The sequence below is a fragment of the Cronobacter sp. JZ38 genome (assembly GCF_008932145.1).
GTDB lineage: Bacteria > Pseudomonadota > Gammaproteobacteria > Enterobacterales > Enterobacteriaceae > Cronobacter > Cronobacter muytjensii.
This window is the reverse complement of record NZ_CP017662.1, coordinates 1,941,408-1,966,337: the sequence shown is the minus strand read 5'-3', so window position 1 is coordinate 1,966,337 and position 24,930 is coordinate 1,941,408. Positions and strand designations below refer to the sequence as shown.

Here is a 24,930-nt window from a genome sequence, read left to right as displayed (position 1 = left end):
TCACATGTTAGCAATGAACATGCTGGAAAAGATCCAGTCGCAACTGGAACATCTGAGTAAATCCGAACGCAAAGTCGCCGAAGTGATTCTGGAATCGCCGTCTCAGGCCATTCACTCCAGTATCGCGACACTCGCGAGCGAAGCGGGCGTGAGCGAGCCGACCGTCAATCGTTTCTGCCGCAGCCTTGATACCAAAGGCTTTCCCGATTTTAAACTGCATCTCGCCCAGAGCCTCGCCAACGGCACGCCGTATGTGAATCGCAACGTCGATGAAGATGACAGCGTCGAAGCCTATACCAGCAAAATTTTCGAGTCGGCGATGGCAAGCCTCGACCACGTGCGCCAGTCGCTCGATATGGCGACGGTCAACCGCGCGGTGGACATGCTCACTCAGGCCAAAAAAATCGCCTTTTTCGGGCTGGGCTCGTCGGCGGCCGTGGCGCATGACGCCATGAATAAGTTTTTTCGCTTTAACGTGCCGGTGGTCTATTCCGAAGATATTGTCGTGCAGCGTATGAGTTGCATGAACGGCGGCGCCGATGACGTCGTGGTGCTTATCTCGCACACCGGCCGCACCAAAAGTCTCGTTGAGCTGGCGCGGCTGGCGCGCGAAAACGACGCGCTGGTGCTCGCCATTACCTCGCGCGGATCGCCGCTCGCCCGCGAGGCGAGTCTGGCGCTGCTGCTGGACGTACCGGAAGATACCGACATCTATATGCCGATGGTGTCGCGGCTCGCCCAGTTGACCGTCATCGACGTCCTGGCGACCGGCTTTACGCTGCGTCGCGGCGCAAAATTCCGGGATAACTTGAAGCGAGTCAAAGAAGCGCTCAAGGAATCGCGTTTTGATAAGACCTTACTGGTTTCTGACGACCAGTAAGCATATTGATAACAAAGTTGTAACTTATAAAGCCATTCGGTTATGGTTTGTGTCTCTTTCGAAACAGGCCACCGCGCCGAATTTTTGTTCACGCAACACCAAAGTTGTTTCAGTCAACGGAGTAATACATGTCCAGACGGCTTCGCAGAACCAAAATCGTTACCACGTTAGGCCCGGCTACCGACCGCGATAATAACCTGGAAAAAATTATCGCCGCCGGCGCGAACGTAGTACGCATGAACTTCTCGCACGGGACGCCGGAAGATCATCAGCTTCGCGCTGATAAAGTCCGCGAGATCGCGGCCAAACTGGGACGTCACGTCGCTATCCTTGGCGACCTCCAGGGGCCGAAGATCCGCGTTTCCACCTTCAAAGAAGGCAAAGTTTTCTTAAACATCGGTGACAAATTCCTGCTGGATGCCAACCTCGGCAAAGGCGAAGGCGATAAAGAAAAAGTCGGTATCGACTATAAAGGCCTGCCAGCGGATGTGGTGCCGGGCGATATCCTGCTGCTGGACGACGGTCGCGTGCAGCTGAAAGTGCTGGACGTTCAGGGCATGAAAGTGTTCACCGAAGTGACTGTGGGCGGCCCGCTCTCCAACAACAAAGGCATCAACAAGCTGGGCGGCGGCCTTTCCGCCGAAGCGCTGACCGAAAAAGACAAAGCGGACATTATCACCGCCGCGAAAATCGGCGTGGATTATCTGGCCGTCTCCTTCCCGCGCTGCGGCGAAGATCTCAACTATGCACGCCGTCTGGCGCGCGATGCAGGCTGCGACGCGAAAATCTGCGCTAAAGTAGAGCGCGCCGAAGCGGTATGCAGCAATGAAGCGATGGATGACATTATTCTGGCGTCTGACGTCGTGATGGTGGCGCGCGGCGATCTGGGCGTTGAAATCGGCGATCCGGAGCTGGTGGGCATCCAGAAAACCCTGATTCGTCGTGCCCGTAAGCTGAATCGTGCCGTCATTACCGCGACCCAGATGATGGAGTCGATGATAACCAACCCGATGCCGACCCGCGCCGAAGTCATGGACGTGGCGAACGCCGTGCTGGACGGCACCGACGCGGTCATGCTTTCCGCAGAAACCGCGGCGGGTCAGTACCCGGCGGAAACCGTGTCAGCGATGGCACGCGTCTGCCTGGGCGCTGAGAAGATCCCAAGCATCAACGTCTCCAAACACCGCCTGGACGTGGAGTTTGATAACGTCGAAGAAGCGATCGCGATGTCGGCAATGTACGCCGCCAACCACCTGAAAGGCGTAAGCGCGATTATCACCATGACCGAATCGGGCCGTACCGCGCTGATGACATCCCGTATCAGCTCCGGTCTGCCAATTTTCGCCATGTCCCGCCACGAGCGCACCCTGAACCTTACCGCCCTCTATCGCGGCGTGACGCCGGTCTATTTCGACAGCGCCAACGACGGCGTGGCGGCGGCGCAGGATGCGGTGAATCTGCTGCGCGACAAAGGCTATCTGGTGACCGGGGATCTGGTGATCGTCACCCAGGGCGACATGATGGGCACCACCGGCAGCACCAACACCACCCGCGTGCTGACTGTCGACTAAGCGCACAAAAAAGGGGCCTGCGCCCCTTCGTGTGAAAAGAGAAGCCGCTCGCCATGAGCGGCTTTTTATTTGGGATAGAGATCCTTGCGGCGATACGGCTCAGTCTCGCCCTCTTTACGCGTTTTCAGAAGCTTCAGTATCCAGGCGTACTGCTCAGGATGCGGGCCGACGAAATGCTCCACTTCCTCATTCATGCGGCGCGCAAGCGTGACGTCATCAGCATCCATCAAATCATCCATCGGCGGGCGGACTAATACGTCCAGACGGTGCGTTTTACCGTCATAGACCGGGAAGAGCGGGATCACCCGCGCGCGGCAGACTTTCATCAGGCGTCCTACAGCCGGCAACGTCGCTTTGTAGGTCGCGAAGAAATCGACAAATTCACTCTGCTCCGGGCCGTGATCTTCATCCGGCAGGTAGTAACCCCAGAAGCCATCGCGTACCGATTTAATAAACGGTTTGATGCCATCCTGCCGAGCGTGCAGACGGCCACCAAAGCGCAGGCGCACTTTGTTCCAGACATAATCCAGCAGCCGGTTGCCCTGATGATGGAACATCGCGGCGACGTGAACGCCGCGCGAGGCCAGCAGCATCGCCGGGATATCCACGCCCCAGCCATGCGGCACCAGCAGGATGACGCTCTCTTTGCTCTCAAGCATCTCGTTAATGATGGCTTCACCGTGCCAGTCGACGCGGTTCAGCACTTTTTCCGGGCCGCGCAGCGCCAGTTCGGCCATGAACACCATCGACTGCGGCGCGGTGGCGAACATATTGTCGATAATCGCTTCGCGCTGCGCCTCGGAGAGCTCCGGGAAGCAGTAGAGCAGATTAATGCGCGCGCGGCGGCGGGCGCTTTTGCCAAGCCGCCCCGCCAGTCGACCGATTTTGCCGAGCAGCGGATCGCGAAAGGACGGCGGCGTCAGCGCCAGCGCAGCGCAGGCGCCAATACCCAGCCAGGAGCCCCAGTAGCGCGGATGCAGGAACGCCTTCTCGAATTCGGGAATGTATTCACTTTTTGTTTTTTTAGTTTCCATGACGGTTCTCAGGGCAGAGCCAGGTTTTCAAAAGAGAAAAATAATGAAGGAGTTTAGCGGCGCGAAGGCCGCCAGACAAAATAAAAAGCCGGCGCACGAAGGCACCGGCTGTTATTTGCCGCGCTTTTAATCAAGCGTCAGCTGCGGAACCACTTCTTTGACCTGCGCCAGGTAGTCGCGGCGATCCGAGCCGGTCAGGCCCTCGGAGCGCGGCAGCTTGGCGGTCAGCGGGTTAACGGCCTGCTGGTTTATCCAGATTTCATAGTGCAGATGCGGGCCGGTGGAGCGTCCGGTGTTGCCGGAAAGCGCGATGCGATCGCCGCGTTTCACTTTCTGGCCAGGTTTCACCAGCAGCTTTTTCAGGTGCATATAGCGGGTGGTGTAGGTGCGTCCGTGGCGGATCGCCACATAATAGCCCGCCGCCCCGCTACGCTTCGCCATCACCACTTCACCATCACCCACCGCCAGCACCGGCGTACCCTGCGGCATCGCGAAGTCGACGCCTTTATGCGGCGCGACGCGCCCGGTCACCGGGTTCAGACGACGTGGGTTGAAGTTAGAAGAGACGCGGAACTGGCGCGACGTTGGGAAGCGCAGGAAGCCCTTGGCAAGCCCGGAGCCGTTACGGTCGTAGAATTTGCCATCTTCCGCGCGGATCGCGAAATAGTCTTTACCGGACGAACGCAGACGCACGCCAAGCAACTGGCTCTGCTCACGTTTGCCGTCGAGCATTTCGCGCGACATCAGCACCGAGAATTCGTCGCCTTTTTTCAGCTTGCGGAAATCCATCTGCCACTGCATCGCTTTAATCACCGCGCTGATTTCAGCACTCGTGAGCCCGGCCTCTTTGGCGCTGGCGACGAAACTACCGCCGACGGTGCCCTTGATCACATTATTGACCCAGTCGCCCTGCTGCACTTCGCTGCTCATTTTAAAGCCGCCGGCAGGTGTGCGGTCATAAGTACGGGTTTCGCGGCGCGACATCTCCCAGGTCAGGCGCTGTAATTCGCCGCTGTCGGTGAGCGTCCAGGAGATCTGCTGGCCGATTTTCAGGTTACGCAGGTCTTTATCGACCGAGGCGAGCTGGCTGATATCCCCCATATCGATACCGTACTGATTCAGCACGCTGCTCAAGGTATCGCCGGTGGAGACCACATATTCATGCACCCCGGCTTCGCCGGCGGTTTTATCGTCAAGCTCATCCTGCGGGATCGCTTCATCGTCTTCCGGCGCGGCCTGATCGATAGGCTCGCTCGCCTCAGGCAGCAGAGAACGGATTTCGCTCTTTTGCAGTTCGATGGTTTTAACGATAGGGGCTGATTCGGGGTGGTAAATGTACGGCCGCCAGACGGCGACCGCGAGTGTGAGAACTGTAAGAGACCCCAGCATAACGCGATGGGGTCGTGGCAGGTTGTTAAATGCCAGGGCGACAGAGCGGGCTATCTGTTGCACGTATCCACTTCCTCGTTAATCTCCTTTCAGGCAGCTGGCATATTGGTTAGATAACTGAGTCAGGAACTGCATATAGCTGTCCTTGCCCAGGCTGACAGACGTTCCCAGCGGGTCGAGTGTTCCCATTCGAACTTTCGTGCCCCTGGCAACGGCTTCAATCACCGCTGGCCTGAACTGTGGCTCAGCAAAAACGCACTCGGCTTTTTGCTCAACCAACTGTGTTCTTATTTCATGTAAACGCTGCGCACCGGGCTGGATTTCGGGATTGACGGTAAAATGGCCGAGCGATGTCAGGCCGTAATGTTTTTCGTAATAGCCGTAGGCGTCATGAAAAACGAAGTATCCTTTCCCTTTCAGCGGTGCCAGCTCGTTCGCCACCTGTTTGTCTGTTCGGGCCAGTTCGGCCTCGAAGCGCTGGAGGTTGGCGTCCAGTTTGGCTTTGCTTTGCGGCATAAGTTCCACTAATTTTTCGTGGATTGCAACCGCCGAGGCCCGGGCGATTTCCGGCGACAGCCAGATGTGCATGTTATAATCGCCATGATGGTGATGTTCGTCACTTTCTTCGCCATGATGCGCATGTTCATCATGGTCGTGATCGTCATCATCAGCGCCTTTCATCAGCAGCGGTTTTACAGCGGCAAGCTCGGCCAGCGCCAGATTTTTTTGTGACGGCAGCGCTTTGACGGACTTATCCATAAAGGCTTCCATATCGGGGCCAATCCAGACCACTAAATCCGCTTTCTGTAAGCGTTTAACATCAGACGGACGCAGTGCGTAGTCATGTTCCGACGCGCCGTCCGGCAGCAGCACTTCGGTTGGCGTAACGCCATCGGCAATCGCGGAGGCTATAAAGCCCACCGGCTTAAGCGAAGCGACAACGGCGGCCTGTGCGGAGGTGGCGGTGCCACCGATGATTGCTGCGCCGAGCGCAGCGCAAAGAAGCGTATTTTTATGTAACATAATGCGACTTATCATCGTTATGAATGTTGGAAGTGTGATATTATAACATTCGATAATTTCTGCAATAACTAAATTGCCATGACTAATCTCGTATCGCTTCAGAACGTCAGCGTCTCCTTCGGGCAACGCCGCGTTTTATCTGACATTTCTTTAACACTCCAGGGTGGACGGATCCTGACGTTGCTCGGCCCGAACGGCGCCGGGAAATCGACGCTGGTGACAGTGGTGCTTGGGCTGGTAGCACCCGATGAGGGGGTTATCAAGCGTGAACGCAACCTGCGCATCGGCTATGTGCCGCAAAAGCTGCACCTCGACGCCACCCTGCCGCTGACGGTGAGTCGTTTCCTGCGCCTGCGCCCCGGCACCCGCAAAGCGGATATCCTGCCGGCGCTGAAACGCGTGCAGGCAGGCCATCTTATCGAAGCGCCGATGCAGAAACTCTCCGGCGGCGAAACCCAGCGAGTTTTGCTGGCACGCGCCCTGCTCAACCAGCCGCAGCTCCTGGTGCTCGACGAACCGACACAGGGGGTAGACGTGAACGGTCAGGTCGCGCTTTATGATCTCATCAACCAGCTGCGCCACGAGCTTAATTGCGGCGTGCTTATGGTCTCACACGATCTGCATCTGGTTATGGCTAAAACTGATGAGGTGCTGTGCCTGAATCATCACATCTGCTGCTCCGGCGCGCCGGAAGTTGTTTCCACCCATCCGGAATTTATCTCTATGTTTGGCCCGCGCGGCGCTGAACAACTGGGGATTTACCGTCATCACCATAACCACCGTCACGATTTGCAGGGACGGATTATTCTGCGCAAGGGAAATGGCTCGTTATGATTGAACTTCTGCTTCCCGGCTGGATGGCCGGTATGCTGCTGGCCTGCGCCGCTGGCCCGCTGGGCTCTTTCGTGGTCTGGCGTCGGATGTCCTATTTCGGCGATACGCTGGCGCACGCCTCGCTGCTTGGCGTCGCGTTCGGGCTGTTACTGGACGTCAATCCGTTTTATGCGGTGATCGTCGTGACCCTGCTGCTGGCCGGCGGGCTGGTATGGCTTGAGAAACGCCCGCATCTCGCTATCGACACGCTGCTCGGCATTATGGCGCACAGCGCGCTGTCGCTGGGGCTGGTGGTGGTGAGCCTGATGGGCAATATCCGCGTTGACCTTATGGCGTATCTGTTCGGCGATTTACTGGCGGTGACGCCTGCTGATTTGCTCTCTGTCGGGCTTGGCGTTGTTGTGGTGCTCGGCGTGCTGTTCTGGCAATGGCGCAATTTACTGTCGATGACTATCAGCCCCGACCTCGCCTTTGTCGACGGCGTGCGCTTACAGCGCGTGAAGATCCTGCTGATGATGGTGACGGCGCTGACCATCGGCGTGGCGATGAAGTTTGTCGGCGCGCTGATAATCACCTCGCTGTTGATTATCCCGGCGGCAACCGCCCGCCGCTTTGCTCGTACGCCAGAACAGATGGCCGGTGTGGCGGTGGCGCTCGGTATGGTGGCGGTAACCGGCGGCCTGACCTTTTCCGCGTTTTATGACACGCCTGCCGGGCCATCGGTAGTGCTGTGCGCGGCGCTGCTCTTTATTTTCAGCATGGCGAAACGCCCGCCAGCCTGATCTGGTCTACCCGGAGAAACGGTTAACAAAAAAGCGCCCTGAGGGCGCTTTTTTTATGCATGTCGTTCACTCACATCAGCGATGTCACGGCATCTGCGGCGGCGTAATACCGAAATGGTTCCAGGCGCGTGTGGTCGCCATACGACCGCGCGGCGTGCGTTGCAAAAACCCTTGCTGGATAAGAAACGGCTCCAGCACATCTTCAATCGTTTCGCGCTCTTCCCCGATGGCCGCCGCCAGGTTATCGAGCCCCACCGGGCCGCCGAAGAATTTATCAATGACCGCCAGCAGCAGCTTGCGGTCCATGTAATCAAAGCCTTCGGCATCAACATTCAGCATATCGAGCGCCTGAGACGCCACATGTTGATTGATGACGCCATCGTGACGCACCTCAGCGAAATCACGCACGCGGCGCAGCAGACGGTTGGCGATACGCGGCGTGCCGCGCGAGCGCTTCGCCACTTCAAAGGACGCCTCGTCATTCATCTCAAGGCCCATATGGCGCGCGCTGCGGCTCACGATATGCTGAAGATCCGCCACCTGATAGAACTCCAGGCGCTGTACAATCCCGAAGCGGTCACGCAGCGGAGAAGTGAGCGAGCCTGCGCGCGTCGTAGCGCCAATCAGCGTAAACGGCGGCAAATCGATTTTTATAGAGCGCGCCGCCGGGCCTTCGCCGATCATGATGTCGAGCTGATAATCTTCCATCGCCGGGTAGAGCACTTCTTCCACCACCGGCGAAAGACGGTGAATTTCATCGATAAACAGAACGTCATGCGGCTCAAGATTAGTGAGCATCGCCGCGAGATCGCCCGCCTTTTCCAGCACCGGCCCGGAGGTGGTGCGCAGGTTCACGCCCATCTCGTTGGCGACGATATTGGCGAGCGTCGTCTTCCCAAGCCCAGGCGGGCCGAAAATCAGCAGATGATCGAGCGCGTCGCCGCGCAGCTTCGCCGCCTGGATGAAGATTTCCATCTGGGAACGCACCTGCGGCTGGCCGATGTACTCTTCGAGTAATTTGGGGCGAATGGCGCGATCGGCCACCTCTTCCGCCACGATACTGCCCGGCGCCACCAGGCGGTCTGCTTCAATCATCCTCTACCTCACAATACCGCGCGCAGCGCTTCACGAATCAGCATTTCGCTGCTCGCGTCCGCCTTCGCGACTTTACTGACCATACGGCTGGCTTCCTGAGGTTTATAACCCAGCGATACCAGCGCGGCAACGGCTTCCGCCTCGGCATCGTCCACCACCGGGCTTGCCGGCGACGTCAGCACCAGATCCGCCGCCGGCGTGAAGAGATCGCCATGCAGACCTTTGAAGCGGTCCTTCATCTCGACCACCAGACGCTCGGCGGTTTTCTTGCCGATACCGGGCAGCTTCACCAGCGCCGCAGGCTCTTCACGCTCCACGGCGTTAACAAACTGCTGGGCCGACATCCCGGAAAGGATAGCCAGCGCAAGCTTCGGCCCGACGCCGTTGACCTTAATCAGCTCACGAAACAGCGTGCGCTCTTGTTTATTGTTAAAGCCGAACAGCAACTGCGCGTCTTCACGCACCACAAAATGCGTAAACACCACCGCTTCTTTGCCGGTTTCCGGCAATTCATAAAAGCAGGTCATCGGCATATGGATTTCATAACCGACGCCACCCGTCTCCAGTAACACCAGCGGGGGCTGTTTTTCCAGTACGATGCCTCTGAGTCTGCCTATCACGTTGCGCTCCTGCATGGGGCTTAAGAAAGTTGCTGGCTATAATATAAAAAAAGCTGGACAGATATCCAGTCGAGAAATCGCCGCAGCGAAGAGGATGTGCATGTTGCGAGGCGTCTCGCAAAGGAACGGTAAATCCTTTTACCGTTAACGCAGTCGACCGCGCGCCAGATTCAGACGCGATTCGCTGACCTGCGCCGCATTCTGGCTGACGTGACAATGGGTGATGGCGATAGCCAATGCATCCGCCGCATCCGCCTGCGGGTTGGCGGAGAGTTTCAGCAGCGTACGCACCATATGCTGCACCTGGCTTTTTTCCGCGCTGCCGATGCCGACGACCGTTTGCTTCACCTGACGCGCCGCATATTCAAACACCGGCAGGTCGTGGTTCACCGCCGCGACAATCGCCGCGCCGCGCGCCTGACCGAGTTTCAGGGCCGAATCGGCGTTTTTCGCCATGAACACCTGTTCGATGGCGAAATAGTCAGGATGAAACTGGGTGATGATTTCGCTGACGCCCGCATAGATAAGCTTCAGGCGCGAGGGCAGATCGGTGACGCTCGTGCGGATACAGCCGCTGCCGAGATAGGTCAGTTGCCGACCGGTCTGACGGATAACGCCATAACCGGTGACGCGTGAGCCGGGGTCAATCCCGAGAATAATCGACATCACGCGTCTCCCGCAGACGTAGTGGCTACGCTCATCAGAGCGTCGCCGCCACCTCGTCAGAGATTTCACCGTTGTGGTAAACCTCCTGCACGTCGTCGCAGTCTTCCAGCATATCGATAAGACGCAGCAGTTTCGGCGCGGTTTCCGCATCCATATCCGCTTTGGTCGATGGGATCATGGAGACTTCGGCATTGTCTGCTTTCAGGCCCGCCGCTTCCAGCGCGTCGCGTACCGCGCCCATCTCTTCCCAGGCGGTGTAAACGTCGATAGCGCCATCATCGTAGGTCACCACATCTTCCGCGCCTGCTTCCAGCGCCGCTTCCATGATGGTGTCTTCATCGCCCGCTTCAAAAGAGATGACCCCTTTCTTGCTGAACAGGTAGGCGACGGAGCCGTCGGTGCCGAGGTTGCCGCCACACTTGCTGAACGCGTGGCGCACTTCGGCAACGGTACGGTTACGGTTGTCAGAGAGACATTCGACCATTACCGCGGTGCCGCCCGGGCCGTAACCTTCATAAATGATGGTTTCCATGTTCGCGTCTTCGTCACCGCCCACGCCGCGCGCGATAGCGCGGTTTAAGGTGTCACGCGTCATGTTGTTGGAAAGCGCTTTATCGATAGCCGCGCGCAGACGCGGGTTAGATCCCGGATCGCCGCCGCCCAGACGCGCTGCGGTTACCAGCTCGCGAATAATTTTAGTGAAGATTTTACCGCGCTTGGCATCCTGTGCCGCTTTGCGGTGTTTGGTGTTGGCCCATTTACTATGACCTGCCATAAAAATATCTCCAGAAAGCGCGCCTTTTCAGGCGGCGTTAATAACAAATTCTTCAATCGCCTGCCGGTTGCTCCAGGACTTGGTGAGCGCAGCCGCATCGGCCGCGTCAACCCAGCGGTAGGTCAGGTGTTCGGTAAATACGATCTCCCGCTCCGTCGGCAAGGCCAGACAGAACCAGGACTCCGTATTACGCATCACCCCCGGCGCATAGCGATGACGTAAATGACTAAAAATTTCAAACTCCACCGTGCGCTGACAGTCCATCAAGGTCAGTTGCTCGCGGGCAACGTCAATAGAGACCTCTTCCTTTACTTCGCGCGCGGCGGCCTGCGGCGCGGTCTCCCCCTCTTCCAGGCTGCCGGTGACCGACTGCCAGAAATCAGGATCGTCGCGCCGCTGCAACATCAGCACCCGTTTCGTGTCCTGCGCATAGATCACGACAAGCACTGAAACGGGACGCTTGAAGGGCATTTATTCGTTCTCCAAAGACTCTTTGGATGCTTTCTTCACCACCGCGATACCCAGTTCGCCAAGCGCGGTCGGGTTCGCAAAGCTCGGCGCTTCGGTCATCAGGCACGCCGCGGCGGTGGTTTTCGGGAAGGCGATAACATCGCGGATGTTATCGGTGCCGGTCAGCAGCATGGTCAGGCGATCGAGACCAAACGCCAGACCCGCATGCGGCGGCGTACCGAATTTCAGCGCATCCAGCAGGAAGCCGAATTTCTCGCGCTGCTCGTGCTCGTCGATGCCGAGAATGCCAAACACAGTCTGCTGCATATCGCCACGGTGGATACGCACCGAGCCGCCGCCCACTTCATAACCGTTGATAACCATATCGTAAGCGTTCGCCACGGCCTCTTCCGGCGCCGCTTTCAGCTCGTCGGCGGTCATGTCTTTCGGCGCGGTAAACGGGTGGTGCATCGCGCTCAGTCCGCCTTCGCCGTCATCTTCAAACATCGGGAAGTCGATAACCCACAGCGGCGCCCATTTGGTTTCGTCGGTGAGGCTGAGATCTTTACCGAGCTTGAGACGCAGCGCGCCCAGCGCGTCGGCGACCACTTTTTTGTTGTCTGCGCCAAAGAAAATCATATCGCCGTCCTGCGCGCCGGTGCGCTCAAGGATAGCCTCTACGATTTCTGCGTTGAGGAATTTGGCGACCGGGCTGTTGATGCCGTCAAGGCCGTTCGCGCGCTCGTTGACTTTGATGTATGCCAGGCCTTTTGCGCCGTAAATTTTGACGAAATTGCCGTAGTCGTCAATCTGCTTGCGGCTCAGCTGAGCGCCGCCCGGTACGCGCAGCGCGGCGACGCGGCCTTTCGGATCGTTCGCCGGGCCCGCAAATACCGCGAATTCGACGCTTTTCAGCAGGTCGGCAACATCCACCAGCTCCATCGGGTTACGCAGATCCGGTTTGTCGGAGCCGTAACGACGCTCGGCTTCGGCGAAGGTCATGATCGGGAACTGGCCCAGATCGACGCCTTTCACGTCCAGCCACAGCTTACGAATCAGATTTTCCATCACTTCACGCACCTGCGGCGCGGTCATGAAGGAGGTCTCAACGTCTATCTGGGTGAATTCAGGCTGACGGTCGGCACGTAAGTCTTCGTCGCGGAAACATTTCACAATCTGATAATAGCGATCGAAGCCCGACATCATCAGCAGCTGTTTGAAGAGCTGCGGCGACTGCGGCAGCGCGTAGAATTTGCCTTTGTGCACGCGGGATGGCACCAGGTAGTCGCGCGCGCCTTCCGGCGTGGCTTTGGTCAGCATCGGGGTTTCGATGTCGAGGAAACCGTGGTCATCCATAAAGCGACGCACGAAGCTTGTGATTTTCGCGCGGGTTTTCAGGCGCTGCGCCATCTCCGGGCGACGCAGGTCAAGATAGCGGTATTTCAGACGCGCTTCTTCGCTGTTGACCTGGTTGGAGTCGAGCGGGAGCGGCTCGGCGCGGTTGATGATGGTCAGTTCGGTGGCGAACACTTCCACTTCGCCGGTCGCCATATCGCGGTTGACGTTTTTCTCGTCGCGCGCACGCACGGTGCCGGTGATTTGAATGCAGAACTCATTACGCAGTTCAGAGGCGAGGCCGAAGGCGTCAGCGCGATCCGGGTCGAAGAACACCTGAACAATGCCTTCACGGTCGCGCATGTCGATAAAAATCAGACTGCCGAGATCGCGACGACGGTTGACCCAACCACACAGAGTCACTTGCTGTCCGACGTGGGACAGATTGAGCTGCCCGCAATATTCTGTACGCATGAGATATCCCTTAATTTAGCCGCAGGCCGTTTGTCGCCTGCCCTGCAGGCACCACTGTCGCAGCTTTGGCTGAATGTCACTACTGGATGAAAAAAGGGGGCTATTATACTGGAAATTCCGCGCCGCGATAAGCCCGAAGCCGCGCGCCCGCGCGATTGCTGCGCGTAAATTGCCGCTTCTCACAAAATTTAACAAAAATAGACAACCGTCCGGCGCGCGACGCCAGTAAGGTACTCATCCGAAACACGCTTTTAAGGGGAGACTCTATGTTAACGCTCAATCCCGCTACCACCGCGCTGGTGGTTATCGATTTACAGGAAGGCATCCTTCCCTTTGCGGGCGGCCCGCACAGCGCCGCGGATGTCGTTGCCCGCGCCGCACGGCTGGCTGAAAAGTGCCGCGCCGTCGGCGCGCCGGTGGTGATGGTGCGCGTCGGCTGGTCTGAAGATTTCGCCGAAGCGCTGAAGCAGCCAGTGGATTCCCCCATCGCCGGGCAAACGCTGCCCGAAGAGTGGTGGCACTATCCGGTGGCGCTCGGCAAACGCGACACCGACATCGAAGTGACGAAACGCCAGTGGGGCGCCTTCTATGGCACCGATCTGGAGCTACAATTACGTCGTCGCGGCATCACGACCATTATCCTGTGCGGCATTTCTACTAACATTGGGGTGGAATCCACCGCGCGCAACGCCTGGGAGATGGGCTTTGAACTGGTGATTGCCGAAGACGCCTGCTCCGCGGCCGACGCTGACCAGCACGACGGCAGCATGACGCATATTTTCCCGCGCATCGGGCGGGTTCGTTCCACAGAGGAGATCCTCGCAGCCCTATGATTTATCTCGGTCTGCCGCAGTGGTCGCACCCGAGATGGGTGCGGCTTGGCATTACATCGCTCGAAGATTACGCCCGGCATTTTAACTGCGTGGAAGGCAACACCACGCTTTACGCGCTGCCGAAGGCGGAGATCGTCGGGCGCTGGTACGCGCAGACCCACGATGACTTCCGCTTCTGTTTTAAATTTCCGGCCACCATTTCGCACAATGCGGCGCTGCGCCACTGCGATGATTTAACCGCCGAGTTTTTCGCCCGCATGGCGCCGCTTGACGCCCGCATCGGCCAGTACTGGCTGCAACTGCCCGCCGCGTTCGGCCCGCGCGATCTGCCTGCGCTTTGGGCGTTTCTTGACGCCCTGCCCGGCGATTTTACCTACGGGGTGGAAGTTCGCCATCCCGATTTCTTCGCCAAAGGCGAGGCGGAACTGGCGCTGAACCGTGGGCTTATCGCACGCGGCGTTAACCGCGTGATGCTCGACAGCCGCCCGGTGCATGCCGCCAAACCGCACAGCCCGGCGGTTATCGACGCCCAGCGGAAAAAACCCAAAGTACCGGTTCACGCGCTGGTCACGGCGCAACATCCGATGGTGCGGTTTATCGGCAGCGACGATATGACGCAAAACGCCGATTTCTTCACCGTATGGCTCGCCAAACTCGCGCTATGGCAGCAGACCACGACGCCTTATCTCTTTTTACACACGCCAGACATCGAACACGCCCCGGAGCTGGTGCATACGCTCTGGCCCGCGCTTCGCGAGGCGCTGCCGACGCTTGGCGATGAACCCGCCATCCCACACCAGGACACCCTCTTTTAGGGCAGCGACAATATGCCCGCGCCACGCTATCATAAGGGCGCCATTAACAGCGTTAAACGGAGTTTCTATGGTAAGCGCGCTTTATGCGGTTCTGGGTGCGTTGTTGTTGATGAAGTTCTCTTTCGATGTGGTTCGCCTGCGGATGCAGTATCGCGTCGCATATGGCGACGGCGGTTTCAGCGAGCTGCAAAGCGCTATCCGTATACACGGCAATGCCGTGGAATACCTGCCCATCGGCCTGTTGCTGCTGCTTTTTATGGAGATGAACGGCGCGCAGAACTGGATGCTGCACGTCTGCGGCCTGCTGCTGCTGGTCGGTCGTCTGATGCATTATTACGGCTTCCATCACCGGCTGTTACGCTGGCGGCGCAGCGGCATGAGCGCTACGTATATCGCGCTGCTGCTGATGGTGCTGGCCAACATCTTGTATATGCCCTGGGAGTTGGTTTTCTCGTTCCATTAGCGCAAAATACGCCCCTTTCGTTTTCCCCAGGATTTACGCTATGTCTAATCGCGACACGCTGTTCTCCGCGCCCATCGCCCGTCTGGGCGACTGGACTTTCGATGAGCGGGTGGCTGAAGTCTTCCCCGATATGATCCAGCGTTCCGTGCCGGGCTATTCCAATATCATTTCCATGATTGGCATGCTGGCGGAACGTTTCGTCCAGCCCGCAAGCCAGGTCTACGACCTCGGTTGTTCGCTCGGCGCCGCCACCCTCTCGGTGCGCCGCAACGTGCATCACGATGGCTGTAAGATTATCGCGGTGGACAATTCGCCCGCTATGGTGGAGCGCTGCCGTCGCCATATCGACGCGTTCAAGGCGAAAACGCCGGTGGAGGTGATTGAAGACGATATCCGCAATATCACCATTGAGAACGCCTCTATGGTGGTGCTCAATTTCACGCTCCAGTTCCTGAATCCGGACGACCGTCAGCTGCTGCTCAATAAAATCTATCAGGGGCTTAACCCCGGCGGCGCGCTGGTGCTCTCTGAAAAATTCAGTTTTGAAGACAGCGATGTCGGCGAGCTGCTGTTTAACATGCACCATGATTTCAAGCGCGCCAACGGTTACAGCGAGCTGGAGATAAGCCAGAAGCGCAGCATGCTGGAAAACGTCATGCTGACCGACTCCGTGGAAACCCACAAAGCGCGCCTGCGTCAGGCCGGTTTTGAGCACAGCGAACTCTGGTTCCAGTGCTTTAACTTTGGCTCGCTGGTAGCGCTGAAAGCCGGGAGCGCGGCATGATCGATTTCGGTAAGTTTTATCAGCAGATAGCCTGCGGCCCGCTCGCGCACTGGCTCGAAACGCTGCCCGCTCAGGTCGCCGCCTGGCAGCGCGACGCCCTGCACGGCCAGTTTAAGCAGTGGAAAAATTCTCTCGATAACCTGCCGGCGCTGGTGCCGGATCAGCTTGACCTGCTGCACAGCGTCAGCGCGCAGAGCGATACGCCGCTCAGCGACGGTCAGCGCAAGCGTATCGAACAACTGCTGCGTACGCTGATGCCGTGGCGCAAAGGGCCATTTTCGCTCTATGGCATCGATATCGACACCGAATGGCGCTCCGATCTCAAATGGGATCGCGTGCTGCCGCATATCACCCCGCTTGCTGGCCGCACTATTCTCGATGTGGGGTGCGGCAGCGGCTATCACCTCTGGCGCATGGTCGGCGCAGGCGCGCAATTGGCGGTGGGCATCGATCCGACGCAGCTGTTCCTGTGCCAGTTTGAGGCGGTACGCAAGCTGCTGGGCGGCGATAACCGCGCGCACGTGTTACCGCTCGGCATTGAGCAGATGCCCGCGCTGAATGCGTTCGATACCGTCTTTTCTATGGGCGTGCTCTACCATCGCCGCTCGCCGCTGGAGCATCTCTGGCAGCTTAAAGATCAGCTGGTGAAAGAGGGCGAGCTGGTACTGGAAACGCTGGTGGTGGAAGGCGATGAAAACACAGTGCTGGTGCCCGGCGAGCGCTACGCGCAGATGCGTAACGTCTACTTTATTCCGTCCGCGCCGGCGCTGAAAAACTGGCTGGAAAAATGCGGTTTTGTGGATGTGCGCATTGCGGATTACTCGGTCACCACGGTGGAAGAGCAGCGCCGCACCGCCTGGATGCAGACGGAGTCGCTGGCGGATTTCCTCGATCCTCAGGATGCCACGAAAACCCGCGAAGGCTACCCTGCCCCGCTGCGCGCCGTGCTGGTGGCCCGCAAGCCCTGACTGACAACGCCTCCCGCCCGGTATGAGCGGGAGGCGTACGGTTATTTCGGAATACGCAGCACCTGGCCCGGATAGATTTTTTCCGGGCTGGTCAGCATCGGTTTATTGGCTTCAAAAATTTTCTGATACTGGTTCGCATCGCCATAAACCTCTTTAGAAATCGCGCTCAGGGTGTCGCCTTTTTTCACCGTGTAATACTGGCTTTCCGGCGCAGGGCTTGCCACCGCCACGTTATCATCGACATGCCCGATGCCCGCGATATTCCCTACCGCCACCAGAATTTTCTCTTTGGCCTCCTGGCTTAAGCCCTGACCGGTCACGGTCGCTTTGCCGTCATCGACCTGCACCTGCACTTTATCGGCGTCCGGGATGCCGGTTTTTTTCAGGTGCTCCTGCACTTTGGCGTTCTGCTGCGCCGCATCGTTATGCCCGGAGACGCTGTCCCAGATTTTCTCGCCCGCTTCTTTGACAAAATTCAGTAAGCCCATAATTCCTCCTCAAAAAAATTCACCTGAGAAGTGTGGCAAAGAAACGGCGAAATAAACCAGGCGGTAGCGTACCGTTTGCGTTAAAAGTGAACAGCCAGCCGCAAGCGCGACGCCGCACCTTGCTATCACACAAAAAAAGCCCGGCGGTGCCGGGCTGGTGTGTTGTGCTTAGCGCGGCGCGCAGCGTTCGTACCAGTCGTGGTTTACCCGCTCGCTGCACGCCTGCGGATCGTTCAGGTTACGGCACAGTGGCGGCACCGCTGGCGGCGTGTCGCACGAATTCTGCGCCACCCTGGCAGGCCCGACGTGACCGCGCGTCGCCTCGCCGTGGTAAACGGTCGGCGCCGTTTTTGGGGCTTCAGGTGTCGCTCCCGGCAGCAGCGCGCGCACGCCGGTAATAATGGCGAAAAACAGCAGCGCCAGCAGCACCTGCTTCTTCATGCCGCCGCGTTTCGGTGCCGGCTTTTTGCGAAAGCGTTGCAGCGCGCCGGGGTAGCGCCAGAGATCGGTCCAGGCGAGCAGCAGCGTGACTGTCACAAAGATCCCCATCGCGAGCCGGCCGCAGATCAGCGCGATAACCACGCTGACGACACAGAACGGAATGACATGCGCGAGAAGCCGCCAGCGTTTGCGCCGTGGCGAGTAGATAAACCGCGGCAGCAGTCGTTCGCTCAGCGCCGTGTCGGTACCTGACAGTGACCGGGTGAAGCCAGACCACAGCGCCAGCGGCACCGCGCCCACGACCATCGCCACCACCGGCGCCACCAGCACGCGCAGCACCACGCCCAAGGGGGTTATCGTGCCGTCGTAAATCGCCGGCAGCATCCAGCCGAACGTCGCCATCATCAGCCCGATAAACCAGAGGCTGCGCAACATCGGCACGTTCGTGTTGTTAAGCTTATGAGACGTCTGCTCCCAGGCGTGGATATCCACGCCCACAAAACGCGGGATGAGCGCCGGATGACCAATCTCCAGCCGGTCGGTCAGCCTCGCGCAGGCAGCCCAGTCGTCATCGGTATAGTCGAGCCCCGCCAGCATTCGCGCGTCTTCATCCTGCTCGCGCAGCACCATACGCGCCGCCCGGTGCGCCGAAGAGTCGTCCGGCGCGTCGCGCTGCGCCGTAAGCGTCGCGAATAGCCGTTCATCTTCGTCGCGGGCAATGATCGACGTCCACAGCTCCGGCAGGTCGGGCCGCTCGCCGCGCGCCTCATCCCAGTAAAACAGCGTGCACAACGCGGCGAACCGCGACGTGGACCATTCGGGCATGTCATCGAGCAGCGTCAGCGCCAGGCGCTGCAACTGAAGCTGACCATCATAACTTTGCAGCCAGGGCGTATGCGCTAACGCACGCAGGCGCGCGAGATAATGGCCGTCCTGGCCTTCCGCCAGCGCCGCCGCCATCTCAGCGGCATAAGGTGCCAGCAGCACGCCGCGCAACCGGGTCTGTTGCGCGTTATCAAGCGGCAGGGTTTGCCCGGCCGTCAGCCACTGGAACAGCGCCTGGGCGTGCGCGACAAGGCCCGGCTCGCCGGAAGCGGAATGCGACAGACAGCGCGCCAGCACCGCTTTTTCAAACGCGACGCCCTCGCCCACCGCCCGCGCCTGGAGCCAGCGCGCATTGAGGTTTGCTTCAGTAAGCCCGTCGAGCCACTGGTCAACGCGCCGTGTACTGTCGCGCCTGGGCGGCGCAGGGTCGATGTCCGGCGGCCGCGTGGGTTCAGGCTCGCTGGCGCTCTGCTCTTCATGATGAAAGCGCCGCGAGAAGTCCGGCGCGTCTGGCGTCTGCGCCACATTGTCAGGCGCGAACGGCTCATCCGTCACGTCATCCGTTGGCTCGTCGTCCCAACGCTCGCGGGCATATTCCAGCGCCTGTTCATAGGCGTCACGTAATTGCTGAAAGCCTTCCGGGTCTTCATCCGGACGGCAGGTTTTGAGCTGTTTTGCGTAGGCGCGTTTAATGGCGCGCTCATCCGCGCCGGGCTCCAGGCCGAGAATATCCAGAAAACGCATCAGAAGAGCCACATCCCGGCTTCGATAGCGTCAGCCTGCAGGCTAATTTCCTGGCGCGCCTTGTCGATACGCGCATCATCCTGGCTCTCCAGCGCCTGCTGGAAACGCGCGCCGAGATAGCTGATTTCTTCGCGCAACTCGCCGGTGTTTTCCTGATATAACCGGTCAAGGCGGGCCAGCAGATGAGTGTTAGGCTGGCGCTCGCGGGGGTGAATTTTCAGCGCCTGCAATTCCGACAGCCGCTGGGCTATCTCCTCGGGCGTCAGTACGCCGGGATTATTTTCGATAATCAGCTGATGGCGCTGGCCGGTCAGCGGCACGGTGACTTCCGCCTCCAGAATGCCGTTAACGTCATAGGTAAAACGCACGTCCAGCGTGACCTCGCCCTCCGGTTTTGGCGGCACCGGCACGCGCATATGGCCAAGCTCAATGTTGTCTTTCACGAGGCGGCTCTCGCCCTGATAAATCGTGAACGCTACCATCGTCTGGTTATCGTAGAGCGTGCTGACGGTTTTCACGCGGCTCACCGGCACCACCACGTTACGCTCAATAATAGGCAGATAGTGGCCCTCGTCATGATGGCGGCCAAACGCCTTAACGGTTTCGATACCGAGCGTATACGGGCAGACGTCGGTCAGCACCACTTCCTCAAGCGCCGCATCGCGTTTTTTCAGCGCGGCCTGTACGGCCGCGCCAAGTGCTACCGCTTCGTCCGGGTTAATGGAAACCGACGGAAAACGGCCAAACAGGCTGGCGGCCAGACGGCGCACCAGCGGCATCCGGGTCGCGCCGCCCACCAGCAGGATTTCATCGAGATCCGCCACCCGGATGCGGGCGTCACGCAGCGCGCGCTCAATCGGCTGGCGCAGACGGGCCAGCAACGGCGCGAAAATCTCATTCAGTTCGCCCTGATGAATCGTCTCGCTCCAGATCTGTTCTTCAGCGCGCAGCGTAAACGTCGCGGTGTGCTGCTCGCCGAGCGTCTGACGCACCCGCTCGGCCTCGCGGCGCAGCGCGTGGGTGTACGCGGTCGGGTCAGGCAGGCCGCCGGCGGCCATCTGGCGCGACACGAAAAAGTCGATCAGCGCCTGGTCGAAATCCTCGCCGCCAAGAAAGTTATCGCCTGCGCTGGCGCGCACTTCCATCACGCCTTCAAACAGCTCAAGCACCGAGACGTCAAAGGTGCCGCCACCGAGGTCGAACACCAGAAATGTGCCCTCCTCGCCCTGGCGGTGCAGGCCATAGGCCAGCGCCGCGGCAGTCGGCTCGTTAATCAGTTTTTCAACTTTTAGCCCCGCCAGCTCGCCCGCCACCTTTGTGGCTTTGCGCTGCGCGTCGCTGAAATAGGCCGGCACGCTGATCACCGCCTCGGTCACCGGCTCGCCGCAGGCGCGCTCGATATCGTCCTTAAGGCTTTTCAGCACCAGCGCCGACAGCTCCTCAGCGCGAAACAGCTTATCGCCGAGCCGGGCACTCCAGGCGGTGCCCATATGGCGCTTGAAAAGCGCGGTAGTGAGATGCGGGTGCGTATGCAGGCGCTCCCGCGCGGCTTTGCCGACCAGTACGCGGCCTTCGTCGTCAAGGCCGACGACGCTCGGCGTAAGTAACTCCCCCAGCGCGTTGGTGATAAGCCGCGAGCTGCCATCCTGCCAGACGGCGGCGAGGCTATTGGTGGTACCGAGATCGATGCCGACGATCATCCTGTTCTCCCTTTTCAGGCTATGCTGTTGTCTGCGACAGAAACTGACACTGCGTGGCATCTTCCTTGAGCCCGCCCCGAAAGACAAGACGGCGACCAGATTTGGTAGTCCCCAGGCGTCAGGCATAAAAAAAGCCCCGGCAAAAGACCGGGGCCTGGTACGAGCAAGCATCATATTGGGCGACATGATGCGCGGTAAAAACTGAGGGCAAAAATCAGCGCGCTGACAACATCGCCGCCTTCATGGCGGCTACCGCGTTGCCATCCACCTGGTAACGGGAGTATTCGTCGGCGCTGGCGTCCGATGACATCGAGACGCCGGTATTGCGATAGCGCATGGGTGAAGCCACGTGGAGGCCCGCTGAGCTGTGAAGCTCGTCGATCCCCTGCGCCAGAAACAGGTCGAGGTTACTGAGCCGTACCCCTGCACCGGCCATAATGATTGGAGCACGGGACTTACGCTTTAGTTCCGTAATTAATGAAATTCCTTTTTCCGCGCTCGCCTGCTGCCCGGAAGTAAGAATGCGCGCCACGCCGAGATCGGTTAATTCTTCCAGCGCTTTCAAGGGGCTGGCGCACATATCGAAGGCGCGGTGAAAGGTGACGGCCATGCCGTCGGCGGCGCGCATAATTTTGCGCATCCGCACGATATCCACCTCGCCGTCTTCATTCAACACGCCGGTCACCAGCCCCGCAAAGCCGAGTTCACGGATAAACGCGATATCGTCGAGCATGGCGGCGAACTCATCGGCGCGGTAGCAAAAATCGCCGCCGCGCGGGCGCACGATAGGATGAACGGGAAGGGTTATCTGCGCCCGCGCGCCTTTGAGCACGCCTGCGGACGGCGTTAAACCGCCTTCATTTACGGCCGAGCAGAGTTCAATGCGGTCTGCGCCCGCCTCCTGCGCGGTCTTCGCGCACGCCAGGCTGTAACAGCAGATTTCCAGTAACGGCATGGGTAACTCCCTGTAAATTAAAGTAGTGGTCAGCTTCCGCCAAACGACTTAGTCTGGAAGCTCTCTCTCAGCAGGACAACCTATCATGGCATTCAATTTCGACGAAGAGATCAACCGCCGTCACAGCGACAGCATTAAGTGGAACGCCTATGACGACTCGGTATTGCCGATGTGGGTGGCCGACACCGATTTCCGTTCGCCCGCCTGTATTACCGACGCGCTGATGGCGCGCGTGCAACATGGCGTGTTCGGCTATGGCGCGCACCCGCAGGGGCTTGCGCAGGCGTTTGTCGACTGGTGCGAGCGCCGCTATGCCTGGCGTGTCGATCCGCAGTGGCTGGTGTTTTTGCCAGGCATTGTCGCCGGGCTGAACCTGTCGGTGCGCGCGTTTACCGCCCCTGACGAGACGACCATCGCGCCGACGCCGATTTACCCGCCGTTTCGCAAATCCGCCGCACTCGCCGGACGCGCGCAGCTTAACGCGCCGCTACAGCGGCGTGGGCAGCGCCTGACGCTGAATACCGACAGCCTGCGCGCGTCACTTACCGGCCGTGAAAAGCTGCTGATGCTCTGCAACCCGCAAAACCCCGGCGGTACGGCTTATCGTCGCGATGAGCTGGAGGCGCAGCTCGCGTTCGCGCAGGAGCGCGATCTGATCGTCTGCTCCGATGAAATCCACTGCGATCTGATCCTTGAGCCGGGCGTGTGTCATATACCGTTTGCCTCGCTGAGCGAAGACGCCGCGCGGCGCTCCATCACGCTGATGTCGCCGTCGAAAACGTTTAATATCGCCGGGCTTGGCGCGTCGGTGGCGGTGATCCCGGATGCCGCGCTGCGCCAGCGTTTTTGTGACGCGCGCGCCGGGATCGTGCCGAATGTGGATGTGCTGGCGCTGACCGCCGCCGAAGCAGCCTGGCGCGGCGGCGAACCGTGGCTCGAAGCGCAGCTAACCTACCTGCGTCGCAACCGCGACAGGCTTTACGCCGCGATAAGCTCGCTGCCGGGGATGGAAATGCTGCTGCCGGAGGCGACGTATCTCGCCTGGGTGGACGCGTCAGGGCTCGGCGTGGAAAATCCGACGCGCTTTTTTAAACGCCAGGGGCTTGGGTTCTCACCTGGCGCGGATTTCGGCGACCCGCAGCACGTGCGGATTAACTTTGGCTGCACGGCCGCCACGCTGGAGGAGGCGATCGCGCGCCTGACGCGCGCGATCAACGCCACTGACATCAGGGCTTAAACACCGCCCGCACGCAGCCATCCTCTTTGTTTTTAAACATTTCATAGCCACGCGGTGCGTCTTCCAGCGAGAAGCGGTGCGTGGCGAGAAAATCGGTACGCAGCTCGCCCCGCGAGGCGTGATCCAGCAGGCGTTTCATATAGGTTTGCCCATGCTGCTGGGCGGTACGAATGGTTAAGCCTTTATTCATCGCCACGCCGAGCGGGAATTTGTCCATCATCCCGTAGACGCCGAGAATAGCGAGCGTGCCGCCTTTACGGCAGGCGCGGATCGCCTGGCGCAGCGCCGCGCCGATATCGGTGTGCATTTTGAGCGCCTGTTTGGTGCGATCATAGGCATATTCGAGCCCCTCGCCGTGCGCCTCCATGCCAACCGCGTCGATGCAGCTGTCAGGGCCGCGCCCGCCGGTAATCTCCAGTAACGCCTCGTAGATATCCACTTTGGTATAGTCGAGCGGGATAGCGCCCACCATATCGCGCGCCATCGCCAGGCGCTCCGGGAAGCGGTCAATGGCAATCACTTTTTCCGCGCCCATCAGGTATGCGCTCTGTGCCGCCATCAGCCCCACGCCGCCGCAGCCCCAGACGGCAACCGTATCGCCCGGGTGAATATTGCAGAAATCCGCGCCCATGTAGCCCGTCGGCGCTGCATCCGAGAGAAACAGCGCCTGTTCGTCAGAAACGCTCTCCGGTACCACAAAACAGTCGTTATCGGCAAACGGCACGCGCACATACTCGGCGTGCGATCCGGCGTAGCCGCCGAAGGCGTGGCTGTAGGCGTAAATGCCCGCGGTGGGGTAGCCGAGAATTTTCTCCTGCATATGCGCGTTCGGGTTGGTGTTATCGCAGCAGGAGGTCAGGCCGTGGTTGCAGAACCAGCAGGAGCCGCAGGAGATAAACGACGGCACCACGACGCGGTCGCCGCGGCGGATGTTTTTCACCTCCGGCCCTGCTTCCACCACTTCGCCCATAAATTCGTGGCCGAGAATATCGCCCTCTTCCATGCTCGGAATCAGGCCGTCAATAACGTGTAAATCGGACCCGCAGGTAGTAGTAAGCCCCACCTTCAGGATCACATCGTGCGGGTTAACGAGGACAGGGTCGCTTACGGTCTCGACTCGCAGATCGTTCACGCCATTCCAGCAGAGTGCTCGCATCGTTTATTCCTCCACCTTGTCCATGCCGCCGTGGCGCCCCGCCGGCTGCGGTTTGTTCGTGGCGATTTCGCCTGTCTCAGCGAGGTTTTTAAAACGGCGCAGCGCCTGGCTCAGCATCGCCTCGGGCACCAGATCGATTTTCTTCGATAACCATTCGCCTAAAAACCCGCCCGGCGGATCGAAGTGCAGCGCCAGCGTCACTTCGGTGCCGCGCTCCTCAGAGACATGGCGGAAGGTCAGCCTGCCGGCGTTCGGCACCGTGGCCTTTTTCTCCGATGCCCAGCTGATGTAGTGGCCGCGCTCTTCGTCGACGATGTGCGCATCCCACTCGACGGTTTTGCCAAGCGGCATCCGCACCGCCCAGTGGGAAGCGGTATCGCTGAGGATGGTGATACGGGCGACGTGTTCCATAATGCGCGGCAGGGTTGCAGGGGCGCGCCATAAATCAAACAGCTCCTCGGCGGAGCGATGGATAAGCATGGAGCGGCGCAGCCCCGGCTCATCGCGGTTTATCCACAAATCGGTGTGTTTTACGGTGTGTTGCATGAGTCTCTCCCATCGGGTCGAAAACAGGCGTCGGGTCTCTCCTTACT

25 protein-coding genes are annotated in these 24,930 nt (G+C 59.5%); 10 read left to right on the top strand and 15 right to left on the bottom strand.

Going from position 1 to position 24,930, the window contains the following annotated elements:
* Positions 1-13: 13 nt before the first annotated feature.
* A complete protein-coding gene (locus tag BJP61_RS09290) occupies positions 14-880 on the top strand; it encodes a MurR/RpiR family transcriptional regulator (RefSeq protein WP_075193970.1) in 867 nt (288 codons plus the stop codon).
* 128 nt (positions 881-1,008) lie between these two features.
* Positions 1,009-2,451 (top strand): pyruvate kinase, encoded by a 1,443-nt coding sequence (pyk, locus tag BJP61_RS09285; protein ID WP_038862378.1) that lies wholly within the window; start codon positions 1,009-1,011, stop codon positions 2,449-2,451.
* 65 nt (positions 2,452-2,516) lie between these two features.
* Here the strand turns inward: pyk and lpxM are convergent, their stop codons facing one another.
* The 3 genes from lpxM to znuA all read right to left on the bottom strand — a co-directional run bounded on the left by lpxM (position 2,517) and on the right by znuA (position 5,897).
* Positions 2,517-3,485, bottom strand: a complete 969-nt coding sequence (lpxM, locus tag BJP61_RS09280) for a lauroyl-Kdo(2)-lipid IV(A) myristoyltransferase (RefSeq protein WP_038862325.1) — start codon at positions 3,483-3,485, stop codon at positions 2,517-2,519.
* Between the two features lie 126 nt (positions 3,486-3,611).
* On the bottom strand, positions 3,612-4,937 hold the full coding sequence (gene mepM, locus BJP61_RS09275) for a murein DD-endopeptidase MepM (protein WP_075193972.1): 1,326 nt from the start codon (positions 4,935-4,937) through the stop codon (positions 3,612-3,614).
* A gap of 15 nt (positions 4,938-4,952) precedes the next feature.
* Positions 4,953-5,897: a zinc ABC transporter substrate-binding protein ZnuA gene (znuA, locus tag BJP61_RS09270; RefSeq protein WP_171999291.1), complete on the bottom strand. Its 945-nt coding sequence runs from the start codon at positions 5,895-5,897 to the stop codon at positions 4,953-4,955.
* A 78-nt stretch (positions 5,898-5,975) separates the two neighbouring features.
* Here znuA and znuC point away from each other — a divergent pair, with 78 nt between their 5' ends.
* Positions 5,976-6,731 (top strand): zinc ABC transporter ATP-binding protein ZnuC, encoded by a 756-nt coding sequence (gene znuC, locus BJP61_RS09265; protein ID WP_171998184.1) that lies wholly within the window; start codon positions 5,976-5,978, stop codon positions 6,729-6,731.
* Positions 6,728-7,513 carry a zinc ABC transporter permease subunit ZnuB gene (znuB, locus tag BJP61_RS09260; RefSeq protein WP_038862320.1) on the top strand — a complete coding sequence of 262 codons (786 nt, stop codon included), beginning with the start codon at positions 6,728-6,730 and terminating at the stop codon, positions 7,511-7,513. The genes znuC and znuB overlap by 4 nt, the downstream gene beginning before the upstream one ends.
* A gap of 84 nt (positions 7,514-7,597) precedes the next feature.
* On the opposite strand, the gene ruvB is transcribed toward znuB, so the two are convergent.
* The 6 genes from ruvB to aspS form a co-directional block, all read right to left on the bottom strand.
* A complete protein-coding gene (gene ruvB, locus BJP61_RS09255) occupies positions 7,598-8,608 on the bottom strand; it encodes a Holliday junction branch migration DNA helicase RuvB (protein ID WP_007775934.1) in 1,011 nt (336 codons plus the stop codon).
* 8 nt (positions 8,609-8,616) lie between these two features.
* Positions 8,617-9,228: a Holliday junction branch migration protein RuvA gene (ruvA, locus tag BJP61_RS09250; RefSeq protein WP_171998183.1), complete on the bottom strand. Its 612-nt coding sequence runs from the start codon at positions 9,226-9,228 to the stop codon at positions 8,617-8,619.
* Between the two features lie 144 nt (positions 9,229-9,372).
* Entirely contained in the window at positions 9,373-9,894 is a 522-nt protein-coding gene (ruvC, locus tag BJP61_RS09245; protein WP_032967022.1) for a crossover junction endodeoxyribonuclease RuvC, read from the bottom strand.
* A gap of 34 nt (positions 9,895-9,928) precedes the next feature.
* The gene (locus tag BJP61_RS09240) at positions 9,929-10,669 is read right to left on the bottom strand and encodes a YebC/PmpR family DNA-binding transcriptional regulator (RefSeq protein WP_004384823.1); all 741 of its coding nucleotides are present in this window, start codon (positions 10,667-10,669) and stop codon (positions 9,929-9,931) included.
* 27 nt (positions 10,670-10,696) lie between these two features.
* Positions 10,697-11,140, bottom strand: a complete 444-nt coding sequence (gene nudB / locus BJP61_RS09235; protein ID WP_075193974.1) for a dihydroneopterin triphosphate diphosphatase — start codon at positions 11,138-11,140, stop codon at positions 10,697-10,699.
* Positions 11,141-12,928 carry an aspartate--tRNA ligase gene (aspS, locus tag BJP61_RS09230; RefSeq protein WP_171998182.1) on the bottom strand — a complete coding sequence of 596 codons (1,788 nt, stop codon included), beginning with the start codon at positions 12,926-12,928 and terminating at the stop codon, positions 11,141-11,143. It abuts the gene before it with no gap.
* 266 nt (positions 12,929-13,194) lie between these two features.
* Between aspS and BJP61_RS09225 the strand changes: the two genes are divergently transcribed.
* From BJP61_RS09225 to cmoB, 5 genes are all read left to right on the top strand, one after another.
* Positions 13,195-13,761, top strand: coding sequence for a hydrolase (locus tag BJP61_RS09225; RefSeq protein WP_075193976.1), 567 nt, complete (start codon positions 13,195-13,197; stop codon positions 13,759-13,761).
* Positions 13,758-14,576 (top strand): DUF72 domain-containing protein, encoded by an 819-nt coding sequence (locus tag BJP61_RS09220; RefSeq protein ID WP_038862314.1) that lies wholly within the window; start codon positions 13,758-13,760, stop codon positions 14,574-14,576. The genes BJP61_RS09225 and BJP61_RS09220 overlap by 4 nt, the downstream gene beginning before the upstream one ends.
* 67 nt (positions 14,577-14,643) lie before the next feature.
* Positions 14,644-15,039, top strand: a complete 396-nt coding sequence (locus BJP61_RS09215) for an MAPEG family protein (RefSeq protein WP_171998181.1) — start codon at positions 14,644-14,646, stop codon at positions 15,037-15,039.
* Positions 15,040-15,079: 40 nt separating this feature from the next.
* Positions 15,080-15,823, top strand: coding sequence for a carboxy-S-adenosyl-L-methionine synthase CmoA (cmoA, locus tag BJP61_RS09210; RefSeq protein ID WP_038862312.1), 744 nt, complete (start codon positions 15,080-15,082; stop codon positions 15,821-15,823).
* A complete protein-coding gene (gene cmoB, locus BJP61_RS09205) occupies positions 15,820-16,791 on the top strand; it encodes a tRNA 5-methoxyuridine(34)/uridine 5-oxyacetic acid(34) synthase CmoB (RefSeq protein ID WP_161580149.1) in 972 nt (323 codons plus the stop codon). The genes cmoA and cmoB overlap by 4 nt, the downstream gene beginning before the upstream one ends.
* A gap of 41 nt (positions 16,792-16,832) precedes the next feature.
* Here the strand turns inward: cmoB and lysM are convergent, their stop codons facing one another.
* From lysM to cutC, 4 genes are all read right to left on the bottom strand, one after another.
* Entirely contained in the window at positions 16,833-17,279 is a 447-nt protein-coding gene (gene lysM / locus BJP61_RS09200; protein ID WP_038862310.1) for a peptidoglycan-binding protein LysM, read from the bottom strand.
* 168 nt (positions 17,280-17,447) lie between these two features.
* Positions 17,448-19,289 carry a hypothetical protein gene (locus tag BJP61_RS09195; protein WP_171999289.1) on the bottom strand — a complete coding sequence of 614 codons (1,842 nt, stop codon included), beginning with the start codon at positions 19,287-19,289 and terminating at the stop codon, positions 17,448-17,450.
* Positions 19,289-20,989: a molecular chaperone HscC gene (locus tag BJP61_RS09190; RefSeq protein WP_038862307.1), complete on the bottom strand. Its 1,701-nt coding sequence runs from the start codon at positions 20,987-20,989 to the stop codon at positions 19,289-19,291. Before BJP61_RS09190 ends, BJP61_RS09195 begins: the two co-directional genes overlap by 1 nt.
* A gap of 214 nt (positions 20,990-21,203) precedes the next feature.
* A complete protein-coding gene (cutC, locus tag BJP61_RS09185; RefSeq protein ID WP_038862306.1) occupies positions 21,204-21,944 on the bottom strand; it encodes a copper homeostasis protein CutC in 741 nt (246 codons plus the stop codon).
* An 85-nt stretch (positions 21,945-22,029) separates the two neighbouring features.
* On the opposite strand from cutC, the gene BJP61_RS09180 reads away from it, so the two are divergent.
* Entirely contained in the window at positions 22,030-23,181 is a 1,152-nt protein-coding gene (locus BJP61_RS09180) for a PatB family C-S lyase (protein ID WP_171998180.1), read from the top strand.
* Here BJP61_RS09180 and BJP61_RS09175 read toward each other — a convergent pair.
* Together BJP61_RS09175 and BJP61_RS09170 are read right to left on the bottom strand one after the other, a co-directional pair.
* Entirely contained in the window at positions 23,171-24,337 is a 1,167-nt protein-coding gene (locus tag BJP61_RS09175) for a zinc-dependent alcohol dehydrogenase (protein ID WP_075193980.1), read from the bottom strand. The two genes, BJP61_RS09180 and BJP61_RS09175, sit on opposite strands and share 11 nt — an antisense overlap.
* Positions 24,338-24,340: 3 nt before the next feature.
* Positions 24,341-24,883 carry an SRPBCC family protein gene (locus BJP61_RS09170; RefSeq protein ID WP_038862303.1) on the bottom strand — a complete coding sequence of 181 codons (543 nt, stop codon included), beginning with the start codon at positions 24,881-24,883 and terminating at the stop codon, positions 24,341-24,343.
* Between the last annotated feature and the right edge of the window lie 47 nt (positions 24,884-24,930).

What these genes read in the sequence shown, in the direction of transcription:
- znuA (WP_171999291.1), bottom strand. Translation starts at nt 5,897, where the DNA reads ATGTTACATAAAAATACGCTTCTTTGCGCTGCGCTCGGCGCAGCAATC.
- BJP61_RS09240 (WP_004384823.1), bottom strand. Translation starts at nt 10,669, where the DNA reads ATGGCAGGTCATAGTAAATGGGCCAACACCAAACACCGCAAAGCGGCA.
- cutC (WP_038862306.1), bottom strand. Translation starts at nt 21,944, where the DNA reads ATGCCGTTACTGGAAATCTGCTGTTACAGCCTGGCGTGCGCGAAGACC.
- BJP61_RS09180 (WP_171998180.1), top strand. Translation starts at nt 22,030, where the DNA reads ATGGCATTCAATTTCGACGAAGAGATCAACCGCCGTCACAGCGACAGC.
- znuB (WP_038862320.1), top strand. Translation starts at nt 6,728, where the DNA reads ATGATTGAACTTCTGCTTCCCGGCTGGATGGCCGGTATGCTGCTGGCC.
- BJP61_RS09175 (WP_075193980.1), bottom strand. Translation starts at nt 24,337, where the DNA reads ATGCGAGCACTCTGCTGGAATGGCGTGAACGATCTGCGAGTCGAGACC.
- nudB (WP_075193974.1), bottom strand. Translation starts at nt 11,140, where the DNA reads ATGCCCTTCAAGCGTCCCGTTTCAGTGCTTGTCGTGATCTATGCGCAG.
- pyk (WP_038862378.1), top strand. Translation starts at nt 1,009, where the DNA reads ATGTCCAGACGGCTTCGCAGAACCAAAATCGTTACCACGTTAGGCCCG.
- ruvB (WP_007775934.1), bottom strand. Translation starts at nt 8,608, where the DNA reads ATGATTGAAGCAGACCGCCTGGTGGCGCCGGGCAGTATCGTGGCGGAA.
- BJP61_RS09195 (WP_171999289.1), bottom strand. Translation starts at nt 19,289, where the DNA reads ATGCGTTTTCTGGATATTCTCGGCCTGGAGCCCGGCGCGGATGAGCGC.
- BJP61_RS09170 (WP_038862303.1), bottom strand. Translation starts at nt 24,883, where the DNA reads ATGCAACACACCGTAAAACACACCGATTTGTGGATAAACCGCGATGAG.
- BJP61_RS09225 (WP_075193976.1), top strand. Translation starts at nt 13,195, where the DNA reads ATGTTAACGCTCAATCCCGCTACCACCGCGCTGGTGGTTATCGATTTA.
- lysM (WP_038862310.1), bottom strand. Translation starts at nt 17,279, where the DNA reads ATGGGCTTACTGAATTTTGTCAAAGAAGCGGGCGAGAAAATCTGGGAC.
- cmoB (WP_161580149.1), top strand. Translation starts at nt 15,820, where the DNA reads ATGATCGATTTCGGTAAGTTTTATCAGCAGATAGCCTGCGGCCCGCTC.
- lpxM (WP_038862325.1), bottom strand. Translation starts at nt 3,485, where the DNA reads ATGGAAACTAAAAAAACAAAAAGTGAATACATTCCCGAATTCGAGAAG.
- BJP61_RS09215 (WP_171998181.1), top strand. Translation starts at nt 14,644, where the DNA reads ATGGTAAGCGCGCTTTATGCGGTTCTGGGTGCGTTGTTGTTGATGAAG.
- BJP61_RS09190 (WP_038862307.1), bottom strand. Translation starts at nt 20,989, where the DNA reads ATGATCGTCGGCATCGATCTCGGTACCACCAATAGCCTCGCCGCCGTC.
- ruvC (WP_032967022.1), bottom strand. Translation starts at nt 9,894, where the DNA reads ATGTCGATTATTCTCGGGATTGACCCCGGCTCACGCGTCACCGGTTAT.
- aspS (WP_171998182.1), bottom strand. Translation starts at nt 12,928, where the DNA reads ATGCGTACAGAATATTGCGGGCAGCTCAATCTGTCCCACGTCGGACAG.
- cmoA (WP_038862312.1), top strand. Translation starts at nt 15,080, where the DNA reads ATGTCTAATCGCGACACGCTGTTCTCCGCGCCCATCGCCCGTCTGGGC.
- znuC (WP_171998184.1), top strand. Translation starts at nt 5,976, where the DNA reads ATGACTAATCTCGTATCGCTTCAGAACGTCAGCGTCTCCTTCGGGCAA.
- BJP61_RS09220 (WP_038862314.1), top strand. Translation starts at nt 13,758, where the DNA reads ATGATTTATCTCGGTCTGCCGCAGTGGTCGCACCCGAGATGGGTGCGG.
- BJP61_RS09290 (WP_075193970.1), top strand. Translation starts at nt 14, where the DNA reads ATGAACATGCTGGAAAAGATCCAGTCGCAACTGGAACATCTGAGTAAA.